The 16,903-nt window shown below is 63.7% G+C and carries 14 protein-coding genes; 9 read left to right on the top strand and 5 right to left on the bottom strand.

What is annotated here, in order from left to right:
• Positions 1-70 precede the first annotated feature (70 nt).
• From CUJ91_RS25235 to CUJ91_RS25195, 9 genes are all read left to right on the top strand, one after another.
• Positions 71-682: a MotA/TolQ/ExbB proton channel family protein gene (locus CUJ91_RS25235; protein WP_114157440.1), complete on the top strand. Its 612-nt coding sequence runs from the start codon at positions 71-73 to the stop codon at positions 680-682.
• A gap of 25 nt (positions 683-707) precedes the next feature.
• The gene (locus CUJ91_RS25230) at positions 708-1,127 is read left to right on the top strand and encodes an ExbD/TolR family protein (protein WP_006051605.1); all 420 of its coding nucleotides are present in this window, start codon (positions 708-710) and stop codon (positions 1,125-1,127) included.
• A complete protein-coding gene (locus CUJ91_RS25225; protein ID WP_114157439.1) occupies positions 1,124-1,894 on the top strand; it encodes a TonB family protein in 771 nt (256 codons plus the stop codon). The genes CUJ91_RS25230 and CUJ91_RS25225 overlap by 4 nt, the downstream gene beginning before the upstream one ends.
• Positions 1,895-2,009: 115 nt before the next feature.
• The gene (locus CUJ91_RS25220; protein WP_114157438.1) at positions 2,010-3,878 is read left to right on the top strand and encodes an extracellular solute-binding protein; all 1,869 of its coding nucleotides are present in this window, start codon (positions 2,010-2,012) and stop codon (positions 3,876-3,878) included.
• 26 nt (positions 3,879-3,904) lie between these two features.
• Positions 3,905-4,957, top strand: a complete 1,053-nt coding sequence (locus CUJ91_RS25215; protein ID WP_114157437.1) for a microcin C ABC transporter permease YejB — start codon at positions 3,905-3,907, stop codon at positions 4,955-4,957.
• Positions 4,911-6,026, top strand: a complete 1,116-nt coding sequence (locus CUJ91_RS25210) for an ABC transporter permease (protein WP_114157436.1) — start codon at positions 4,911-4,913, stop codon at positions 6,024-6,026. The genes CUJ91_RS25215 and CUJ91_RS25210 overlap by 47 nt, the downstream gene beginning before the upstream one ends.
• The gene (locus CUJ91_RS25205) at positions 6,023-7,681 is read left to right on the top strand and encodes an ABC transporter ATP-binding protein (protein WP_006051600.1); all 1,659 of its coding nucleotides are present in this window, start codon (positions 6,023-6,025) and stop codon (positions 7,679-7,681) included. Before CUJ91_RS25210 ends, CUJ91_RS25205 begins: the two co-directional genes overlap by 4 nt.
• Positions 7,674-9,110 carry a TldD/PmbA family protein gene (locus CUJ91_RS25200; protein WP_006051599.1) on the top strand — a complete coding sequence of 479 codons (1,437 nt, stop codon included), beginning with the start codon at positions 7,674-7,676 and terminating at the stop codon, positions 9,108-9,110. The genes CUJ91_RS25205 and CUJ91_RS25200 overlap by 8 nt, the downstream gene beginning before the upstream one ends.
• Positions 9,110-10,471 (top strand): metallopeptidase TldD-related protein, encoded by a 1,362-nt coding sequence (locus CUJ91_RS25195; protein ID WP_006051598.1) that lies wholly within the window; start codon positions 9,110-9,112, stop codon positions 10,469-10,471. Before CUJ91_RS25200 ends, CUJ91_RS25195 begins: the two co-directional genes overlap by 1 nt.
• A 27-nt stretch (positions 10,472-10,498) precedes the next feature.
• On the opposite strand, the gene CUJ91_RS25190 is transcribed toward CUJ91_RS25195, so the two are convergent.
• From CUJ91_RS25190 to CUJ91_RS25170, 5 genes are all read right to left on the bottom strand, one after another.
• The gene (locus CUJ91_RS25190; protein WP_006051597.1) at positions 10,499-13,300 is read right to left on the bottom strand and encodes an ATP-binding protein; all 2,802 of its coding nucleotides are present in this window, start codon (positions 13,298-13,300) and stop codon (positions 10,499-10,501) included.
• Entirely contained in the window at positions 13,297-14,430 is a 1,134-nt protein-coding gene (locus CUJ91_RS25185) for a substrate-binding domain-containing protein (protein ID WP_114157435.1), read from the bottom strand. The genes CUJ91_RS25190 and CUJ91_RS25185 overlap by 4 nt, the downstream gene beginning before the upstream one ends.
• 177 nt (positions 14,431-14,607) lie before the next feature.
• Positions 14,608-15,516: a LysR family transcriptional regulator gene (locus CUJ91_RS25180; RefSeq protein WP_114157434.1), complete on the bottom strand. Its 909-nt coding sequence runs from the start codon at positions 15,514-15,516 to the stop codon at positions 14,608-14,610.
• Positions 15,517-15,610: 94 nt separating this feature from the next.
• A complete protein-coding gene (gene iolG, locus CUJ91_RS25175; protein ID WP_006051594.1) occupies positions 15,611-16,603 on the bottom strand; it encodes an inositol 2-dehydrogenase in 993 nt (330 codons plus the stop codon).
• A gap of 40 nt (positions 16,604-16,643) precedes the next feature.
• Positions 16,644-16,880: a hypothetical protein gene (locus CUJ91_RS25170; protein ID WP_006051593.1), complete on the bottom strand. Its 237-nt coding sequence runs from the start codon at positions 16,878-16,880 to the stop codon at positions 16,644-16,646.
• Positions 16,881-16,903 lie beyond the last annotated feature (23 nt).

Raw genomic sequence — 16,903 nt, 5'->3', positions numbered from 1 at the left:
GTCGCCGCCTCGGCTCAGGTCTTCGGACCGAGGCGGCCCAACTTTGTTAAAGACGTAACCGGAGTTCTTCGTGCTCAATACCCTTATCAACTATTCGGTTCAATCGATGGGCCTGATTCCGCTTCTGGCCTTCATCTTCCTGCTGGGCATCTCGATCATCGTCGAGCGCTTCATGTTTTTCTCGCGAGCGGTCAAGGCGGGCAGGACGCTCGAACACGATCTGAAGATGGTCGAGCCGGCCAACCTGTCCGACGCGCAAAAGGTCGCCGAACATTACGGACAGACCGTGCAAGGGGAACTCGTCAAAAGCGCGCTGAAAGTGCGGGGCAAACCGGAAGCGGTGGTCGAGCGCGAACTCGAGGAAACCATCATGTTCCAGATGCCGCGGCTCGACCGCAACCTGTGGATTCTCGACACGGCGGTCACGCTCGGCCCGCTGCTCGGTCTGCTGGGCACGATCGTCGGCATGGTGGAGTCGTTCAACGTGCTCGGCACGAGCGGCACTGCGAACCCCAACGGCGTGACGGGCGGCATCGGCCATGCGCTGACGGCCACGGCCTGCGGCCTGACGATCGCAATTATCTGCGTGATCTTTCTGAACTACTTCAACAAGCGCATCCGCATGACGGTGAATCAGTTCGATCTGATCAAGTCGCTGCTCGTGTCGCGATTCGCCGCCTGAACGCCCGCTTCCAAGGAGAACGATCATGCGTAACCATCGCAGCCATTACCTGGGCGCGGAAGAGAAGGCGCGCATCGAGATCATTCCGATGATCGACATCATGATGTTCCTGCTGGTGTTCTTCATGCTGGCCACGCTGAAGATGATCCAGGGCGCGGGCATCAAACTCGACCTGCCGCAATCGAGCACGGCGGAGCAGTTGCAGCAGACGGTGAAGGTGTCCATCGGCGTCACCAAGACCGACGAAATCTATCTCGACGCAAAGCCCGTTACGCCGACAGAACTGACCGCGCACCTGCAAGGGCTCGTGCACGATTCGAAGAAGGTCGACGTGGCGATCGCGGGCGACGAAGGCACGAGCTACAAGAACATCGTCAAGGTCATGGATCTGGTGCGCGCGGCGGGCATCAGCTCGGTTGCACTGGCAACGAACCCGACGACATGAGCTCTCCGGTACTCGACATGAAAGACCCGCAAAGCCGTCTGAACGGCGCGCTATGGGCGTCGTCCAATCCGGCGCATCATGGCCGCATGTCCATGAAGACAGCGCTCGCGATCGCGCTCGTCGTCGAACTGCTGATCGTCGCGGGGCTCTCGCACGTGAGCTTCAAACAGGAGCCGCCGCCCGCGCGCGAAGTCATGCAGGTGACCATGCCGCCGCCACCGCCTCCGCCTCCGCCCGAGGTGAAGAAGCTCGAACCGCCGCCCGCGCCGACGCCGGTGAAGCCGCCGCCCAAACCGCAGCAGCCCAGGCCGTTGCCGGTGGCGAAGCCGCCGCCTGCGTTGCCCTCCGCGACGCCTAAGCCCGCCAACATCGCGCCCGCTGCGAATCCGAGCGCGAATGCGCCTGCGCTCGCCACCGCCAATGCGACGCCAGGTCCCGCGACGGCGCCCGCGGCTCCGCCCGCGCCGGTGGCGCCGCCCGCGTTGCACGGCGTGGTCGACGGACGCGGTCACTGTCAGGCGGTGCAGCCGCAGATTCCGCGCCGCGCTCTGCAAGACGGTATCTCGGCGACCGTGATTGCGCATCTGTCGATTAGCCCGGACGGCAGCGTGAGCGACGTCAAGATCGTGCGCGTGACGCCGCCGACCTCGGTCTTCAACGAGGCGGTCGTCACTGCGGCGAAGGCGTACCGGTGCGAGAAGAATGCCGAGCCGTACGTCGGCGAAGTGGCGTTCTCGTTCAAGACCACGCCGGCCGACGACGAGTAACGCGGCATCAGCATTGAAGCAGCGGCGTGCGCGATGACCATCATCATCGTCGCGCCGGTTCGATGTATCGCGCGCCGGCTCGCAAGCGGCGCGCGACCTCTGGCATTTGAAACAGATGACACCTGTGAAGTTTCGCTGGCCGCGCGCTGTCGGCCTGAGCCTGGCGTTCGGTGTGCTGTGCGCGGGCGCGCACGCGAAGCCCTCCATATCGCAATACGACGAGCCGAAATACGCCGCGAATTTCACGCATTTCGACTACGCCGATCCCACGGCGCGCACCGACGGCACACTGAATTTTCAGAACTACAACGAATTGCAAAGCTACGATTCGATGAATCCGTTCCTCGTGCGCGGCGCGCCCGCGCCCGACGTGCTGCATCTGATGTTCGACACGCTGATGCAGCGAAGCTGGGACGAACTCGCGTCGGAGTATCCGTTGATCGCGAACGATGTCGAAGTCGCGCCCGACCTGTCGTCCGCGACGTTTCACATCGACCCGGCCGCGCGCTTTTCGAACGGCGATCCGGTCACGGCAGCCGATGTCAAATATTCGTTCGACACGTTGACGAGCCCGCGCGCCTCGCCGATGTTCAACGCGCAGTTCGCGGTGATCAGGCGCGCGGTGGTAATCGATCACGCGACGGTGCGCTTCGACTTCCGGCACGCCGAACGCGACGCGCCGCTCATCGCCGGCGACTTGCCGGTGTTCTCGCCGAAATGGGGGATGCGCGCTGACGGCACGCGTCCGCCGTTCGATCAGATCGCGAACGAGCCGCCGATATCGAGCGGCCCGTATCTCGTCGAGTCGCGCAAGAACGACAAGGAAATCACCTATCGGCGCAACCCCGCCTACTGGGCGGCGGACCTGCCGTCGCGGCGCGGCATGTACCGCTTCGCGCACATCACGTTCAAGCTGTATCGCGACCATTACACGCAACTGGAGGCGTTCAAGGCGGGCGACGCCGATGCGATCGTCGAATACAGCGCGACGCAATGGGCGCGCAAGTACGTGGGCAAGAACTTCGCGAACGGCCTGCTGAAGAAGGGCGATTTCGCGGACGGCCCCGCGCAGATGCAGGGCATGCTGATGAATCTGCGCAAGCCGATGTTCCAGGACGTGCGCGTGCGCCACGCGCTGACGCTCGCGTTCGACTACGACTGGATGAACCGCATGATGTTTTACGGCCAGTACAGGCGCACGAAAAGCTATTTCGACGCGAGTCCGTTTGGCGCGACCGGCATGCCGGGACCGAAGGAACTCGCGCTGCTCGAACCGTTCCGCGCGAGTCTGCCGCCCGAAGTGTTCGGGTCCATGCTGCCGCCGCCCAACACGTTGCCGCCGAACTCGCTGCGCGGCAATCTGCGCGTCGCCCGCGATCTTCTCGCGCAAGCCGGATGGCACTATCGCGACGGCGCGCTGCGCGATCAGCACGGCACGCCGATGACGATCGAGATCATCGACGATCAGCCGGGCATGGACCGTCTGATTTTGCCGTACATGCAGGCGCTCGCGAATCTCGGCATAGACGCGCATTTGCGCGAGATCGACAGTGCGTTGTATCAGAAGCGGATCGACAACTTCCAGTTCGATATGACCACGTACATCTATCCGCCGGTGACGATTCCGGGCGTGGAACTGGAACGGCGCTTCGGCAGCGCGGCGGCTTCGCAGGTGGGCTCGGAAAACTATCCAGGCATTCGCTCGCCCGCAGTCGATTCGCTGATTCGCGCGGCGCTCGCCGCAACCACACTCGACGATCTGCAGGCGGCGACCCGCGCGCTGGACCGTGTGCTGATCAACTCGTATTACCTCGTGCCCGAGTATTACGCGCCGGGGGCGCGCATCGGCTACAAGACGACGCTCGGGTTCCCCAACGTCGTGCCGGCGTCGTATGGATACGAGGACTGGGTGATCAGCTACTGGTTCGCAAGACGCCCGCGCGGCGACGCGGCTACGGCGACAGTCACATCCGCGGCTCACTAGCCGTTATCGAGGAATCGAGGAGCAGCATGCTTGCCTACATTCTCAGACGATTGTTGTTGATGGTGCCGACGCTCCTTGGCGTCGTCACGCTCACGTTCGTCGTCACGCAGTTCGTGCCGGGTGGGCCGGTCGAGCAGGTGATGACGCAACTCCGCCACGGCGCCGGCCGTGGCGGAGAGGCGGGCGCGGGCGGCGGCGGATATCACGGCAGTCAGGGCGTCGACGCGCAGCAGATCGCGCAGATCAGGAAAGAGTTCGGCTTCGACAAGCCGCCGCTCGAACGCTATGGGCTGATGCTCGAACACTATGCGAGCTTCGATCTCGGACAGTCGTACTACCAGCATGCGCGAGTATGGGACGTGATCCGCTCGAAGCTGCCCGTGTCGATCACGCTCGGGCTATGGACGGTGCTTCTCACGTATCTGGTTTCGGTGCCACTCGGCATCGCCAAGGCCGTGCGCAACGGCTCGCGTTTCGACACGGCGACGAGCGTGCTCGTGCTCGCGGGCTATGCGATCCCCGGCTTCGTGCTCGGCGTTCTGCTGCTGATGCTGTTCGGCGGCGGCACTTTCTGGCAGGTGTTTCCGATGCGCGGACTCACATCGGACGACTTCGGCGAACTCAGCCTGTTCGGCAAGCTGCTCGACTATCTGTGGCATATCGTGCTGCCGGTCACGGCATCGGTGATCGGCAATTTTGCAATCGTCACGATCCTCACGAAGAACACGTTCCTCGAGGAGATCGGCCGGCAGTACGTGCTAACCGCGCGCGCGAAGGGCGCCTCCGAGCGCGACGTGCTGTGGAAACACGTGCTGCGCAACGCCGCCATCCCGCTGTTGACCGGTTTGCCCGCGGCCTTCGTCGGCGCATTTCTGAACGGCAACCTGCTGATCGAAACATTGTTCTCGCTCGACGGCATGGGCCAGCTTTCCTACGATTCCGTGATTCGCCGCGATTATCCGGTCGTGCTGGGTTCGCTGTTCCTCTTCACGCTGATCGCTCTCGTAACCAAACTCATTGCTGACGTCTGCTATGTCCTCGTCGACCCGCGCATCCAGTTCAACCGGCTGGACCGATGATGTACCCGGCGCGACGCGCCGAGCCGTGACTTCTCCGTGGCGGCGGACGTGGCTGCGCTTCAGGCGGCAGCGTCTGGGCTACTGGAGCCTCGTGATCTTCATGTCGCTGTTTGTCGTGAGCCTTCTGGGCGAAGTGCTGTCGAACGACCGGCCGCTCGTGGTGCGCTACGACGGCCATTACTATTTTCCGATCGTGAAGGACTATCCGGAGACGCTCTTCGGCGGCGACTTTCCGGCACGCGCCAATTACCTCGATCCGTATATCCGCTCGCGGCTTCAGTCGAACGGCAACTTCGCGATCTATCCGCCGAACCATTTCCGCTACGACACCATCGACTATTTCGCCGCGCATCCGTATCCCGCGCCGCCCACCGCGTCGAACTGGCTAGGCACCGATCAATACGGACGCGACGTGCTTGCGCGCCTGCTATACGGCTTCAGGCTGTCGGTGCTGATGGCGCTCGCGCTGACGGTCTCGGGCGTGCTGATCGGCGTCGCAGCGGGCGCGATACAGGGCTTCTACGGCGGCCGCACCGATCTGATCGGCCAGCGCCTGATCGAGATCTGGAGCTCGATGCCCGATCTCTATCTGCTCATCATCTTCGCGTCCATCTTCGAGCCGACGCTGTGGCTGCTGTTCATTCTTCTGTCGATGTTCGGCTGGCTCGTGCTGTCCGACTACGTGCGCGCGGAATTCCTGCGCAACCGTTCGCTCGACTACGTGAAAGCCGCCCGCACGATGGGTCTGTCGAACTCGCAGATCATCTGGCGTCACGTGTTGCCGAACAGTCTCACGCCGGTTATCACGTTTCTGCCGTTCCGCATGAGCGCCGCGATCCTGTCGCTCACGGGTCTCGATTTCCTCGGGCTCGGTGTGCCGCCGCCGACGCCGAGCCTCGGCGAATTGTTGCAGGAGGGCAAGAACAATCTCGACGCATGGTGGATTTCGGTGTCGGCATTTGCCGCGCTGGTTGTCACGCTGCTGCTGCTGACGTTTATCGGCGACGCGTTGCGCAATGCGCTCGACGCGCGTTCGCGCGGCTCGGCATTCGGTGGAGCGCCGCGATGAACCGCACTGCAAACGAGCGGCCCTTGCTCGAAATCGAGGGCTTTTCCGCGCGTTTCGGCGACAGGCTAGCGGTGCGCGATCTGAGCCTGTCGATCGCGCGCGGCGAGCGCGTCGCGCTGGTCGGCGAATCGGGTTCGGGCAAGAGCGTCACCGCGCTGTCCATCTTGCGGCTCGTCGATCATGCGGAACTGGGCGGGCGCATTCTGCTCGACGGCGACGACCTGTTGCGCAAGACCGAGCAGGAGATGCGCGGCGTGCGCGGGGCGGACGTGGCCATGGTGTTTCAGGAACCGATGACCGCGCTCAATCCGCTCTTCACGATCGGCAAGCAGATCGCCGAAAGCGTGCGTCTGCACGAGGGCGGGCGGCCCAACGCGGCGCGGGCACGCGGCATCGAACTGCTCAGACGCACGGGCATTCCCGAGCCCGAGCGGCGCATCGACAGTTTTCCGCATCAGTTGTCGGGCGGCCAGCGTCAGCGCGCGATGATCGCGATGGCGCTCGCATGCCGTCCGCGTCTGCTTCTCGCCGACGAGCCCACGACCGCGCTCGACGTGACCGTGCGCCAGCAGATCGTCGATCTGCTGATCGAGCTTCAGGAACAGGAAGCCGCCGAGCGCGGCATGGCCGTGCTGCTGATCACACACGACCTGAACCTCGTCAGACGCTTTGCGCAACGCGTCGCGGTCATGGAGAAGGGCGTGCTCGTCGAAACCAATACGACGGAGGCACTGTTCGGCGATCCGCAGCATCCCTACACCAGACGCCTGCTCGACAGCGAGCCGCGCCGTTCGATTGCGCCGCTCGCCAAAGGCGCGCGCCGTCTGCTCGAAGTGCAAGGCTTGTGCGTCGACTACAGCACGCCCGCGAAGGGCTGGCGCTCGCTGGTCCGACGCTCGACATTTCGCGCGGTGCATGACGTCGATCTCAGCTTGCGGCGCGGCGAAACGCTCGGCATTGCCGGCGAATCGGGCTCGGGCAAGTCGACGCTTGCGGCGACCGTGCTGGGCTTGCAGCGCGCGGCCGCGGGTCATGTTCATATCGACGGCATGCCGCTGTCCACGCTGAGCTCCGCAAGTTCGCGGCGGGCCTTGTATTCGCGCATGCAGGTCGTCTTTCAGGACCCGTTCGGTTCGCTGTCGCCGCGCATGACGGTCGAGCAGATCGTCGGTGAAGGGCTCGCCGTGCATCGCCCGGAGATCGACGCGAAAGCGCGGCGCGCGCGAGTCGCCAGTTTGCTGGACGAAGTGGGGCTGCCCGCTGATGCCATGCCGCGTTACCCGCATGAATTTTCGGGCGGGCAGCGTCAGCGGATCGCCATCGCGCGCGCACTTGCAGTCGAGCCGGAACTGCTGGTGCTCGATGAACCGACGAGCGCGCTCGACGTGTCGATCCAGCAACAGGTACTCGCGCTGCTGGTACATTTACAGAACACGCGCAAGCTGAGCTACCTTCTCATCACGCACGACCTGGCGGTTATGCGGGCCGTCGCGCATCGCGTGATCGTGATGAAGTCGGGGCGCGTCGTGGAGAGCGGCGACACGCTCGACGTGCTGCGCGCGCCGTCGCATCCCTACACGCGCTCGCTGCTGGCCTCGTCGCTGCTGTCGCCACTGCCTGAGCCCACGCCAAACCTACGGAGCCTGAATGATTGACGAACGCTGGGTGCAAGCCGCCCGTTCACTGACGAGCCGCGCCGGGTTCTGGTCGCTGCGCATTGTCGATGAGCGGATCGACGATCACGAAGTCCGCAACGACATCGCGCAGCCGCTGCGCACCGTGCGCGATCGGGGTGCGATGCTGATCGCGTGGGTCGGGGCGGGGGCCGGTTATGCGGCGACGGCCAACCTGTCGGCGGCGGGCCTTCAGCATGCGCTCGATCTCGCAAGCGCGCGTGCCGAGGCGAGCGCGGCATTGTCGTTGATCGATCATCGCGAGGTGGCGCGGCCGTCGGTGAGCGGCGAATATGTGTCGCCGAATGCGCAGCACGCGCTGCCGGGCCGCGCGGAATGGATCGACCGCCTGAGCGCGGAATGCGCGGCTGCGAAGCTTGATCCGCGCATCGTCGAACGCGTGGCGGCGATGCAGATCACGCATACCGATCAGTTCTATATGACCGGCGACGGCGTGCGGATCGATCAGCGCTTTCGCTTCGTGATGCCGCAACTCAGCGTGGCCGCGCATGCGGACGGCGACACGCAGGTTCGCACGCTCGGCGGCAATTACGGCACGCTTGCGCAGGGCGGCATGGACGTGCTGGCGCGTTTCGGCTTCGACGGCGCAGGTCCGCGCGTCGCCACGGAAGCATTGCAATTGCTGGCCGCGCCCAACTGCCCATCGGGCAAGCGCGATTTGCTGCTGATGCCCGACCAGATGATGTTGCAGATTCACGAGTCGATTGGGCATCCGCTGGAACTTGACCGCATTCTCGGCGACGAGCGCAACTTCGCGGGCTGGAGTTTCGTCAAGCCGGACATGTTCGGCTCGTATCGCTACGGCTCCGAACTGCTGAACGTGACCTTCGATCCTGAACTGCGCGAGGAAGCCGCGGCCTATGCATTCGACGACGACGGCACCGAAGCGCGCAAGGAATATCTGATCCGCAACGGCGTGCTGGAGCGGCCGCTCGGCGGCGCGCTGTCGCAGCAACGCGCGGGCATGCCGGGCGTCGCGAATTCGCGTGCGTCGAACTGGAACCGGCCGCCCATCGACCGCATGGCGAACCTGAATATCGAACCCGGCGACAGTTCGCTCGACGAGATGATCGGCAACATTGAACACGGCATTCTGATGCGAACGAACACCTCATGGTCGATCGACGACCATCGCAACAAGTTCCAGTTCGGCTGCGAATTCGGGCAGTTGATCGAGAACGGCAAGCTCACGCAGATCGTCAAGCAGCCGAACTATCGCGGCATCTCCGCGAATTTCTGGCGCAGCCTGAGTGCCGTGGGCAACGCCGACACGCGCGAGGTGTTCGGCACGCCGATGTGCGGCAAGGGCGAGCCGGCGCAGGTCATTCGCGTGGGGCATGCGTCGCCGGCTTGCGTGTTCAGCGACGTCGACGTGTTCGGAGGCGCATGATGAACCACTTCATGTCGACGCGCGCCGGGCAACTGGTCGACTGGCAGGGGCACTTCACGTCGCTTGCCGACGCTATCGAGCGCCTTCAGCAAGGCGGCGAAACCACGCTGAGCTCGTTCGCCGGCGAGCAGTCGGACTTCATCCGCTTCAACGCGGGCAAGGTGCGCCAGAGCGGCACCGTGTCGCAAGGCAAGCTGACTTTGCGGCTGATCGACGGCGCGCGCCAGGCGTATTCCACGTTGACGGTCTGCGGCGATCTCCAGCAGGACATCGACGAAGTGAGCGCCGCGCTTGCGATGTTGCGGCAAGCGCTGCGCGATGCCGCCGACGATCCGCATCTGCTCGTCGATACGTCCGCATGGCAGCGCACGACGCGGCGTTCGGGCAAGTTGCCCGACCCGCACGGCTTGTCGCGCATCGTCGGAGAATGCGCGCGCGGCCTCGATTTCGTGGGCTTCTACGCGGGCGGCACGATCGTGCGCGGCTTTGCATCGACGCACGGCAGCCGCGGCTGGTACGAAGTGGACAACTTCAATTTTAGCTGGTCGCTGTACGACCCGAGCGGCCGCGCGATCAAGACCACTTATGCCGGCGACGACTGGAGCGATGCCGTTTTTGCGGCGAAAGTGGAGCAGGCCGCCGGGCGGCTCGCGGTGCTCGCTCGCGCACCGCGTGTGCTCGCGCCGGGCGCGTATCGCGCGTGGCTCGCGCCGGCCGCGCTGGCGGAGTTGCTTGGTGTAACGGCATGGCGCGGCTTCTCGGCGCGCGCGCAGGCCAGTTCGCGCAGCGAGTTGTACAAGCTGCACGTGGGCGAAGTCGCGCTGGACCCGCGCGTCTCGATAGCCGAGGAACTGGAGCTGGGCATCGCGCCGGCCTTCAACGAAGACGGTTATCTGCGTGAGCGGGTTGCGCTCATCGACGCGGGGCGCAGCGCCGGCACGCTGACCAACGCGAGAAGCGCCCGTGAATACGGCTTGACGCCGAACGGCGCGCTTGCTGAAGAAGCGCCAACGTCGCTTGCAATGCAGGCCGGCGGTCTCGCGGATCACGACGTTCTCGCCCGGATCGGCACGGGTCTCTATGTCGGCAACTTGTGGTACGTGAACTTTTCGGACCGCATGAATTGCCGCCTCACCGGCATGACGCGATTCGCGACGTTCTGGGTCGAGGACGGGCAGATCGTCGCGCCGCTCGACGCCATGCGCTTTGACGACAGCCTGTATCGGCTGCTCGGCAGTGAGCTCGAGGAGCTTGGCGCGCAAGCGGAATTGCTGCTCAGCGACGGCACGTGGGGCGAGCGGGCGACGGGCGGCATGCAATTGCCGGGCATTCTTGCGCGTTCGTTTCAGTTGACGTTGTAGGGGGGCGCGGCGGTGATCTGCCCACAATCACGGCACGCTCCTCCTTTCCAGACATCGGTCGACGAAACTTAGGATTGCCTTCGACTGGTAGTCCTTCGCCAACTGGCAAAGATGATCGGCGAACGGACGATATCGCTCGTCAAGCCCGGCAACCTGCGTGGCGTATTGCGCGATGGCACGCATGTCGCCGAGTCGCGCCAGGTGGTGCAGCGCCTCGAGTTCCCCAGGCGGCGGCATGATGAAGCTTTCCATCGACGGAGCGGCGGCTTGCGTCCGCGGAACTTCGTAGATCCACTCGATCGAAAGAAGCATCTGGATCTGCGACAGCAGCGCGCTGAAGTCGATTGGCTTTGGCAGAAACGCGTTTGCACCGGCCGCCAGACTTTTCGCGGCGTCGCTCCCCGAGGCGCCGGCGGATACGGCAATGATGGGCCGATCGGCGAACTCGGAAATCGAGCGAAGCTGCCGCGTCGCTTCAAGTCCGTCCATCTCTGGCATGACCACATCCATCAGGATCAGCGCCGGCTGCAGCGCTTGCGCTTTTTCCAATGCATCGAATCCGTTGATGGCCCCGACCGCATCGAATCCGAGCTGACCGAGCATATCGATCGCCACAGCACGGTTTACCGCCACGTCATCCACGACGAGAATCAGCTTGCGCGGTCCCTTGTAACCGCTGACCGCCTGCTCGGGCGGAATGGCAACTGACTGATGCGCCACTACCTGCACGTTCAACTCGAAGGAAAACGCGCTGCCCGCGCCGTGGCGGCTGTCGACGCGGATCTCACCGCCCATCAGGCGCAAGAGCTGCCGGCTGATAGTGAGGCCCAGCCCGGTGCCCCCTATCTGGTGCCGGGCATCGCTTACCTGCTCGAACGGCCGGAAGATTGCCCCCAGACGCGCTTCGTGTATACCAATGCCCGTGTCCCGCACTTCGAAAGACAACCGCGCGGGCGGCATCCACCCGACGCGCAGGCGCACGCTGCCCGTCTCCGTGAATTTGATTGCGTTCGAGAGGAGATTGAGCAGCACCTGGCGCAGCCGTTTTTCATCGACTCGCACAGCCGCAGGAAGATTGGGCGCCAGCTCGCACGCGAAGGCCAAGCCCTTTTCCATTGCCTTAACCCGAATCGTCTCGGCGATGAAGTAGATAAACCCCTCGAGCGGAACGTCGGACAAAGTGAGCTCCGCCTTTCCGGCCTCCATCTTCGCCATGTCCAGAATGTCGTTGATGATCGCAAGCAGATGTTCGCCGCTGCGCTGGATCACCGTGATTCCATCGACGTGGCGTCGGTCCAGGTTCTTGTCGCACTTCAGTATCTGCGCGTAGCCCAGAATTCCGTTCAACGGCGTACGCAGCTCATGGCTCATGTGCGCGAGAAAGGCGCCCTTGGCCTGATTGGCCGCATCGGCGCGCTCCTTGGCGACGGCCAGTTCGGCCGTTCGCTCGCGGATCATGTCCTCGAGGTGTTCGCGATAGCGCCGCAATTCCTCTTCGGCTCGCCGTTGCCCGGTTATGTCGCGCGAGATGCCGAGCAGAAACTGCGGCTCGCCGCGCTCGTCGACGATGGGGATCTTCATCGTGTGCAGCAGACGCTGCCCGTGAATGGTTTCGACCGGCTCCTCGGGCACGTCGACCATCTGATGCGACTTCAGCACGTCACGATCCTTCAGCGCGAAAAATTCCGCCTCTTGCGCCGGAAACATGTCATGCACGGACTTCCCGATGATCTGCTCGCGCCCGTAGCCGAGCAATTGCTCGCCCGCCTTGTTGATGCGCACGAAGCGCAGCGTCGCCGCATCCTTTACGAAAATCGTGTCGGGGATGTTCTCGACAATGCTGTCCAGGAAGTGTTCGCTCGCTCGCGCAACCTGCTCGGCACGCTGTCGTTCGACGATCTCCGCGGTCTGACCCGCGAGCGCAGCACTGAGTTCAGCCGTGCGCTCCGCAACGCGCGCCTCAAGTCCGGCGTTGAGTTCCTTGAGCGCATCCTCGGCCTGCCGACGCTGGCGCCGATCCTTCAGGAACTGCTCGACGGCGCGCGCCATGTCGGCAATCTCGTCGCCGCCGTGAACGGGAACGCCTACCTGGACGCCGCCGACATCACCGTGACGCAGGAAGTGGCTGACCCGGCGCAGCCGCGCCACGACGTGACGACCGAGGAATGCATGGGCGATCAGCCAGGTAAGCAGCAGGCTCACCGCCACCTCGCCGGCTACCCACATGCGGGTGCGGTTTACGTCGTCGGCGAGGCCTTGAACGGCTTTCCGATAATCTCGCGTGAAATAGTCAGACTGATCGCGGGCTGCGGCCGCCAAGGCGTCGGCCTGGCGGCGAAGATCGTCGTCGAGGCTGGCCAATGACGCGCCAGGCCGAGGCACGGCCTGCGACATCGTGTCGGCGCCGAGCGCGGTCTCGCGCAACTGGGCCTCGATATTGACCGTGTTGCGAAAACGCTGGCTCGACCGATGCAGCGTCAGCGCGTCGACGCCCAGGTTGTCGCTCGTGGTCGCGGAGGCGAGGCGGTCGACCGCACGATCGAACGACACCAGTTGTTCAAGCACCCGCCGATGCGTCTCGCGCACCGCGTCGACGGTATCGTCACGCGAGAGCTGTAGCGCGAGGCGCTCGATGATCAGGGTTTGCTGCGCCAGGTCTTGTGCATCCTCCTGGCGAGCCAGCCGCTCTTCGGCCAACTGACGAATTGCGTGGGCAGAGCCGGCCAATGAGTACAGGGTCGTGGCGCCGACCGCGACGACGAGCGCCGCGAGGCAGGAAACCACGAAGGTGAATTGCGCGGTGAGCGAGCGGGGCAGAGGAGCTTTCACGGGCGTTGCCAGATGCGGCGATAGACGTCACGATAACCGTTGGCCGGGTCGTAGATCAGACGATCGCCGCCGTCCGCGGCGACATTGTTCGCCGTCACGAGGTGCACGGGGAAGACGTAACCCGTCACGCCTGCACCGGCGAACAGCCGGTTCATTTCGTCTACCAACTGCCAGCCATGCAGATTCAGCGGTTCGGCAACGGTGCCGGTCTGGAAGCTGCCCGTCCGGATCCGCAGGAAGGCGGACTCGCTGCCGTCGCCGGCCGACAGCATGGCCATCGCGGTGGTTGGAATCCCGGCCTGCGTCAGTACGGGCGCGGCGTAGTCGAAGTAGATGTCGTTGACGGCCAGCGCATACGTCCAGCGCTCGCCAAAACGTGCGAGCAACGCGCGTGTCGTGCGCGGCATCAGGTCCTGGCTGCGCGAGATCGCCACGTCGCGCACTTCAAGCAGGGTACAGCCGCTGCACGCACGCACAACCGCGGCCATTTCGTCTGCCTTGCTTCGCGCAATCCGGAAATTGGAGTCGGTGAAGATGACGACTTGCGCTTGCCCGCCGGACTGCACGATGGCCGCGAGCGCAGTCACGCGCGCGACCTCGAGTGGATCGGTCGCCACGTTCATCGCCACGGGCGTGCCCGGCACCGGTCCGGCCTGGGCGGCGACATGCCAGCCGACGATAGGAATGTCGCGTTCGGCAAACGGCTGCAGGCCGGACAGCAGGGCGCGTGCGTCGCTGCCGACGATGATGAGACCGTCCGGTCCACTTGCCAGCGCGTTCGCAAGCATCTTCAGCCGCAGGTCGGGCGTGCCGCCCGAGTCGAATATTCTTACGTTCCAGCCGATGACCTTGGCCGCCTCGAGCACACCGTCGACCACGCCAATGATGCCGCCGTTGCGCAAATCCTCGGCAACGATGGCGACGCGTCTGCCGGCTTGGGCGCGCGGACCGCTCCGCGGCCCGTTCCAGGGTGCGGCGGGTTGCGCCGCCGCATCGACGACGCGCTCCGCTGCGGCCAGATAGTCCCTGGCCGCGACAGTGGTCCCCGGCGCTGGCACGAGCGGCATACCTTGCGCTGCGGCAACCGACAGCGCACACACGCACTCCAATGCCACCAGCAAGCGCCTCATGCTGTTCCCCAAGGGCTTCATCGCGGTCGATCAACCGCTGTTGAACACGTGCCCAGACGCCGCACCGCATCTGCCCTGCGGATACGATAGTACACCGCGATGACCGCGTCTTCTATCGTGCGGCTGGCGCTTGCAAAGGGTGATTTCGCAGCGAAAACGATTAACAAACCGGCAGGTTCAATCCAGTTTGCCCTGTTCGGCCAGCTCGACAAAAGTGTCGACCACATGGCGGACTTTCGGCCGTAGGTGAGCCACCTTCGGCCAGACGGCGTGCACGTCGATGAACTCACTCGAAATGTCTTCGAGAACTGATATCAACTTGCCCGACTCCAGATGAGGTCGCAGCAGAGACATTGGCATCTGGCAAAGTCCCAGGCCCGCGAGCGCGGCCTCGACGATCGAGTCGCCGTCGCTGATTTGATGGGTTGCCGGCGGGGAAATCCGGGAGACCTCGCCATCGACATTCACGCGCCATGAAAGCGGCTGACCACGGCGATGGCCGACAATGCATGAGTGATTCTTCAGATCTTCAAGCGCGCTCGGAGTGCCGCGCTGCGCAAGATAGTCAGGCGATGCCGCAATCACCATCCGTTGGCTGGTCAGACGACGCGCAACGAGACCACTCGAGCTTTCGAGTTCGCCGAATCGAATCACAAGGTCAACGCCTTCCTCGATCGGGTCAATGAGATGGTCCGAGAAGGTCATCGTGAACTGCAGGTCAGGATGCTTTCGACCAATGTCCAGCAGAATTGGAACGAGAATGCGTCGGCCGAAAGCTGCGGGCATGTCAATCCGCAAGCGACCGACTGGCCGCTGGTTGCCCGGGCCAAGTGCCGTTTCCGCTGTGCTGATTTCAACGAGTGCAGAAGCGCATGCCGCAAAATAGGCATCGCCGTCGGCCGTGAGCGAGATGCTTCTCGTCGTGCGATGGAATAGCTGCGCGCCGAGCCGGTCTTCCAGCTTTGCGATTGCTTTACCGACGGCCGACTTGGTCAGCCCGAGTTCTTCGGCTGCGTCGGTGAAGCTGCGCGACTTCGCTGCGGTGACGAATATCAATATCCCGCTGAATGTGTCGACCTGCGCCATGTCATGCCCCGTTGACGAGTTTGATTCCACCTATAGGGCACGAACGCGAGCACTGTCAACCAGCAACGCGGAAGTCAACGGCCAACGGTCCCGATTAAATTTTGACCGCGCAGCCTGTGTTGGCCGCCTCAAGGGCGCAGTTCGCAATGCGCAGCGCGCGAATACCGTCCCGAGGCGTTGCAGGCATCGGTGCATTGTTTTCGAGCGCCGTCAGGAAGCGGTCCAGTTCGACCTTGTATGAATCGGCGTGCCGCTCAAGAAAGAAATTGAGCAGCGGCTCACGCGCTTCGGTCCTGTCGCTCGTCCACCGGCGCAGGCTCGACGGCCTGTGGTTTTCATTCAAAACCATTCCCTTTGAACCAAAGACTTCGACCCGTTGGTCGAAGCCATACACGGCTTGGCGTGAACCGTTGATGTGACACTGCTTGCCCGACGCCGTCCGCAGCAGCACCATCACACTGTCGTAGTCCGGAAGCTCTTCCAGACCCGGGTCGACCAGGCGGTTCCCCATTGCCATCACTTCGACCGGTTCTTCGCCGAGCAGCCAGCGAGCAGTGTCGAAATCGTGAATCGTCATGTCACGGAAGATTCCGCCCGAGTGCCGCAGATACTCTCGCGGCGCGAGGCCGGGATCGCGACTCGTGATGACGACCTGGCGAACATCGCCGACTTCGCCTTCGTCGATAGCCTGCTTGAGCCGCATTGCATCCGGGTCGAAGCGTCGATTGAAGGCAAGCATCACGCGCCCGTTAAGACGCTCGATTTCTTCGACGGCGGCGAGCGCCCGGTCTATGTTTAGGTCGATGGGCTTTTCGCAGAGTACCGGCTTGCTGAGCCGGACGGCTTGCAGCGTCAGGTCGATATGTGTATCTGTCGGTGTGCCGACGATGATGGCGTCGACATCTTCCCGATCGACTACGGACTTGCAATCCACAGACGAGTCGCAACCGAGTTCTGCGGCGAGCGCCTCGACCGCTTGCTTGTTCGGGTCGGCCACAACGACGAGCTTCACTCGACGGTCTGCGGCAACATTGGCCGCGTGAATTTTTCCGATGCGTCCGGCACCGAGAACAGCGATACGCAACATCTGAGTCTCCTATATTTCGTCGGCGCGTGAAGCGCCCCGGCTATTCACTCTTGATTTCGGTAAGCGCCGATACAGCGATCTGTCGGCTAAGCCGCAGGATGTCGTCAAGACCAAACTCCTGGACTTCCGGCACTCGGTCTCCACGCGCTTTTGCTACATCCGTCGCGATGCGAAGCGCGTTTGAGCGCTCACGCATCAACAACTCCAGCGCCTCGACAAGAAAAGCGCGTTCTCTCTGCGATACCTTCGCTGCAACCACTTGGTCATAAGCAGACATACGCGGGTCTCCAGAACAATGCG

The sequence above is a fragment of the Paraburkholderia graminis genome (assembly GCF_003330785.1).
Lineage (GTDB): Bacteria > Pseudomonadota > Gammaproteobacteria > Burkholderiales > Burkholderiaceae > Paraburkholderia > Paraburkholderia graminis.
Note: the sequence above shows the minus strand (reverse complement) of the source record. Positions and strands in the feature narration are given on the sequence as shown.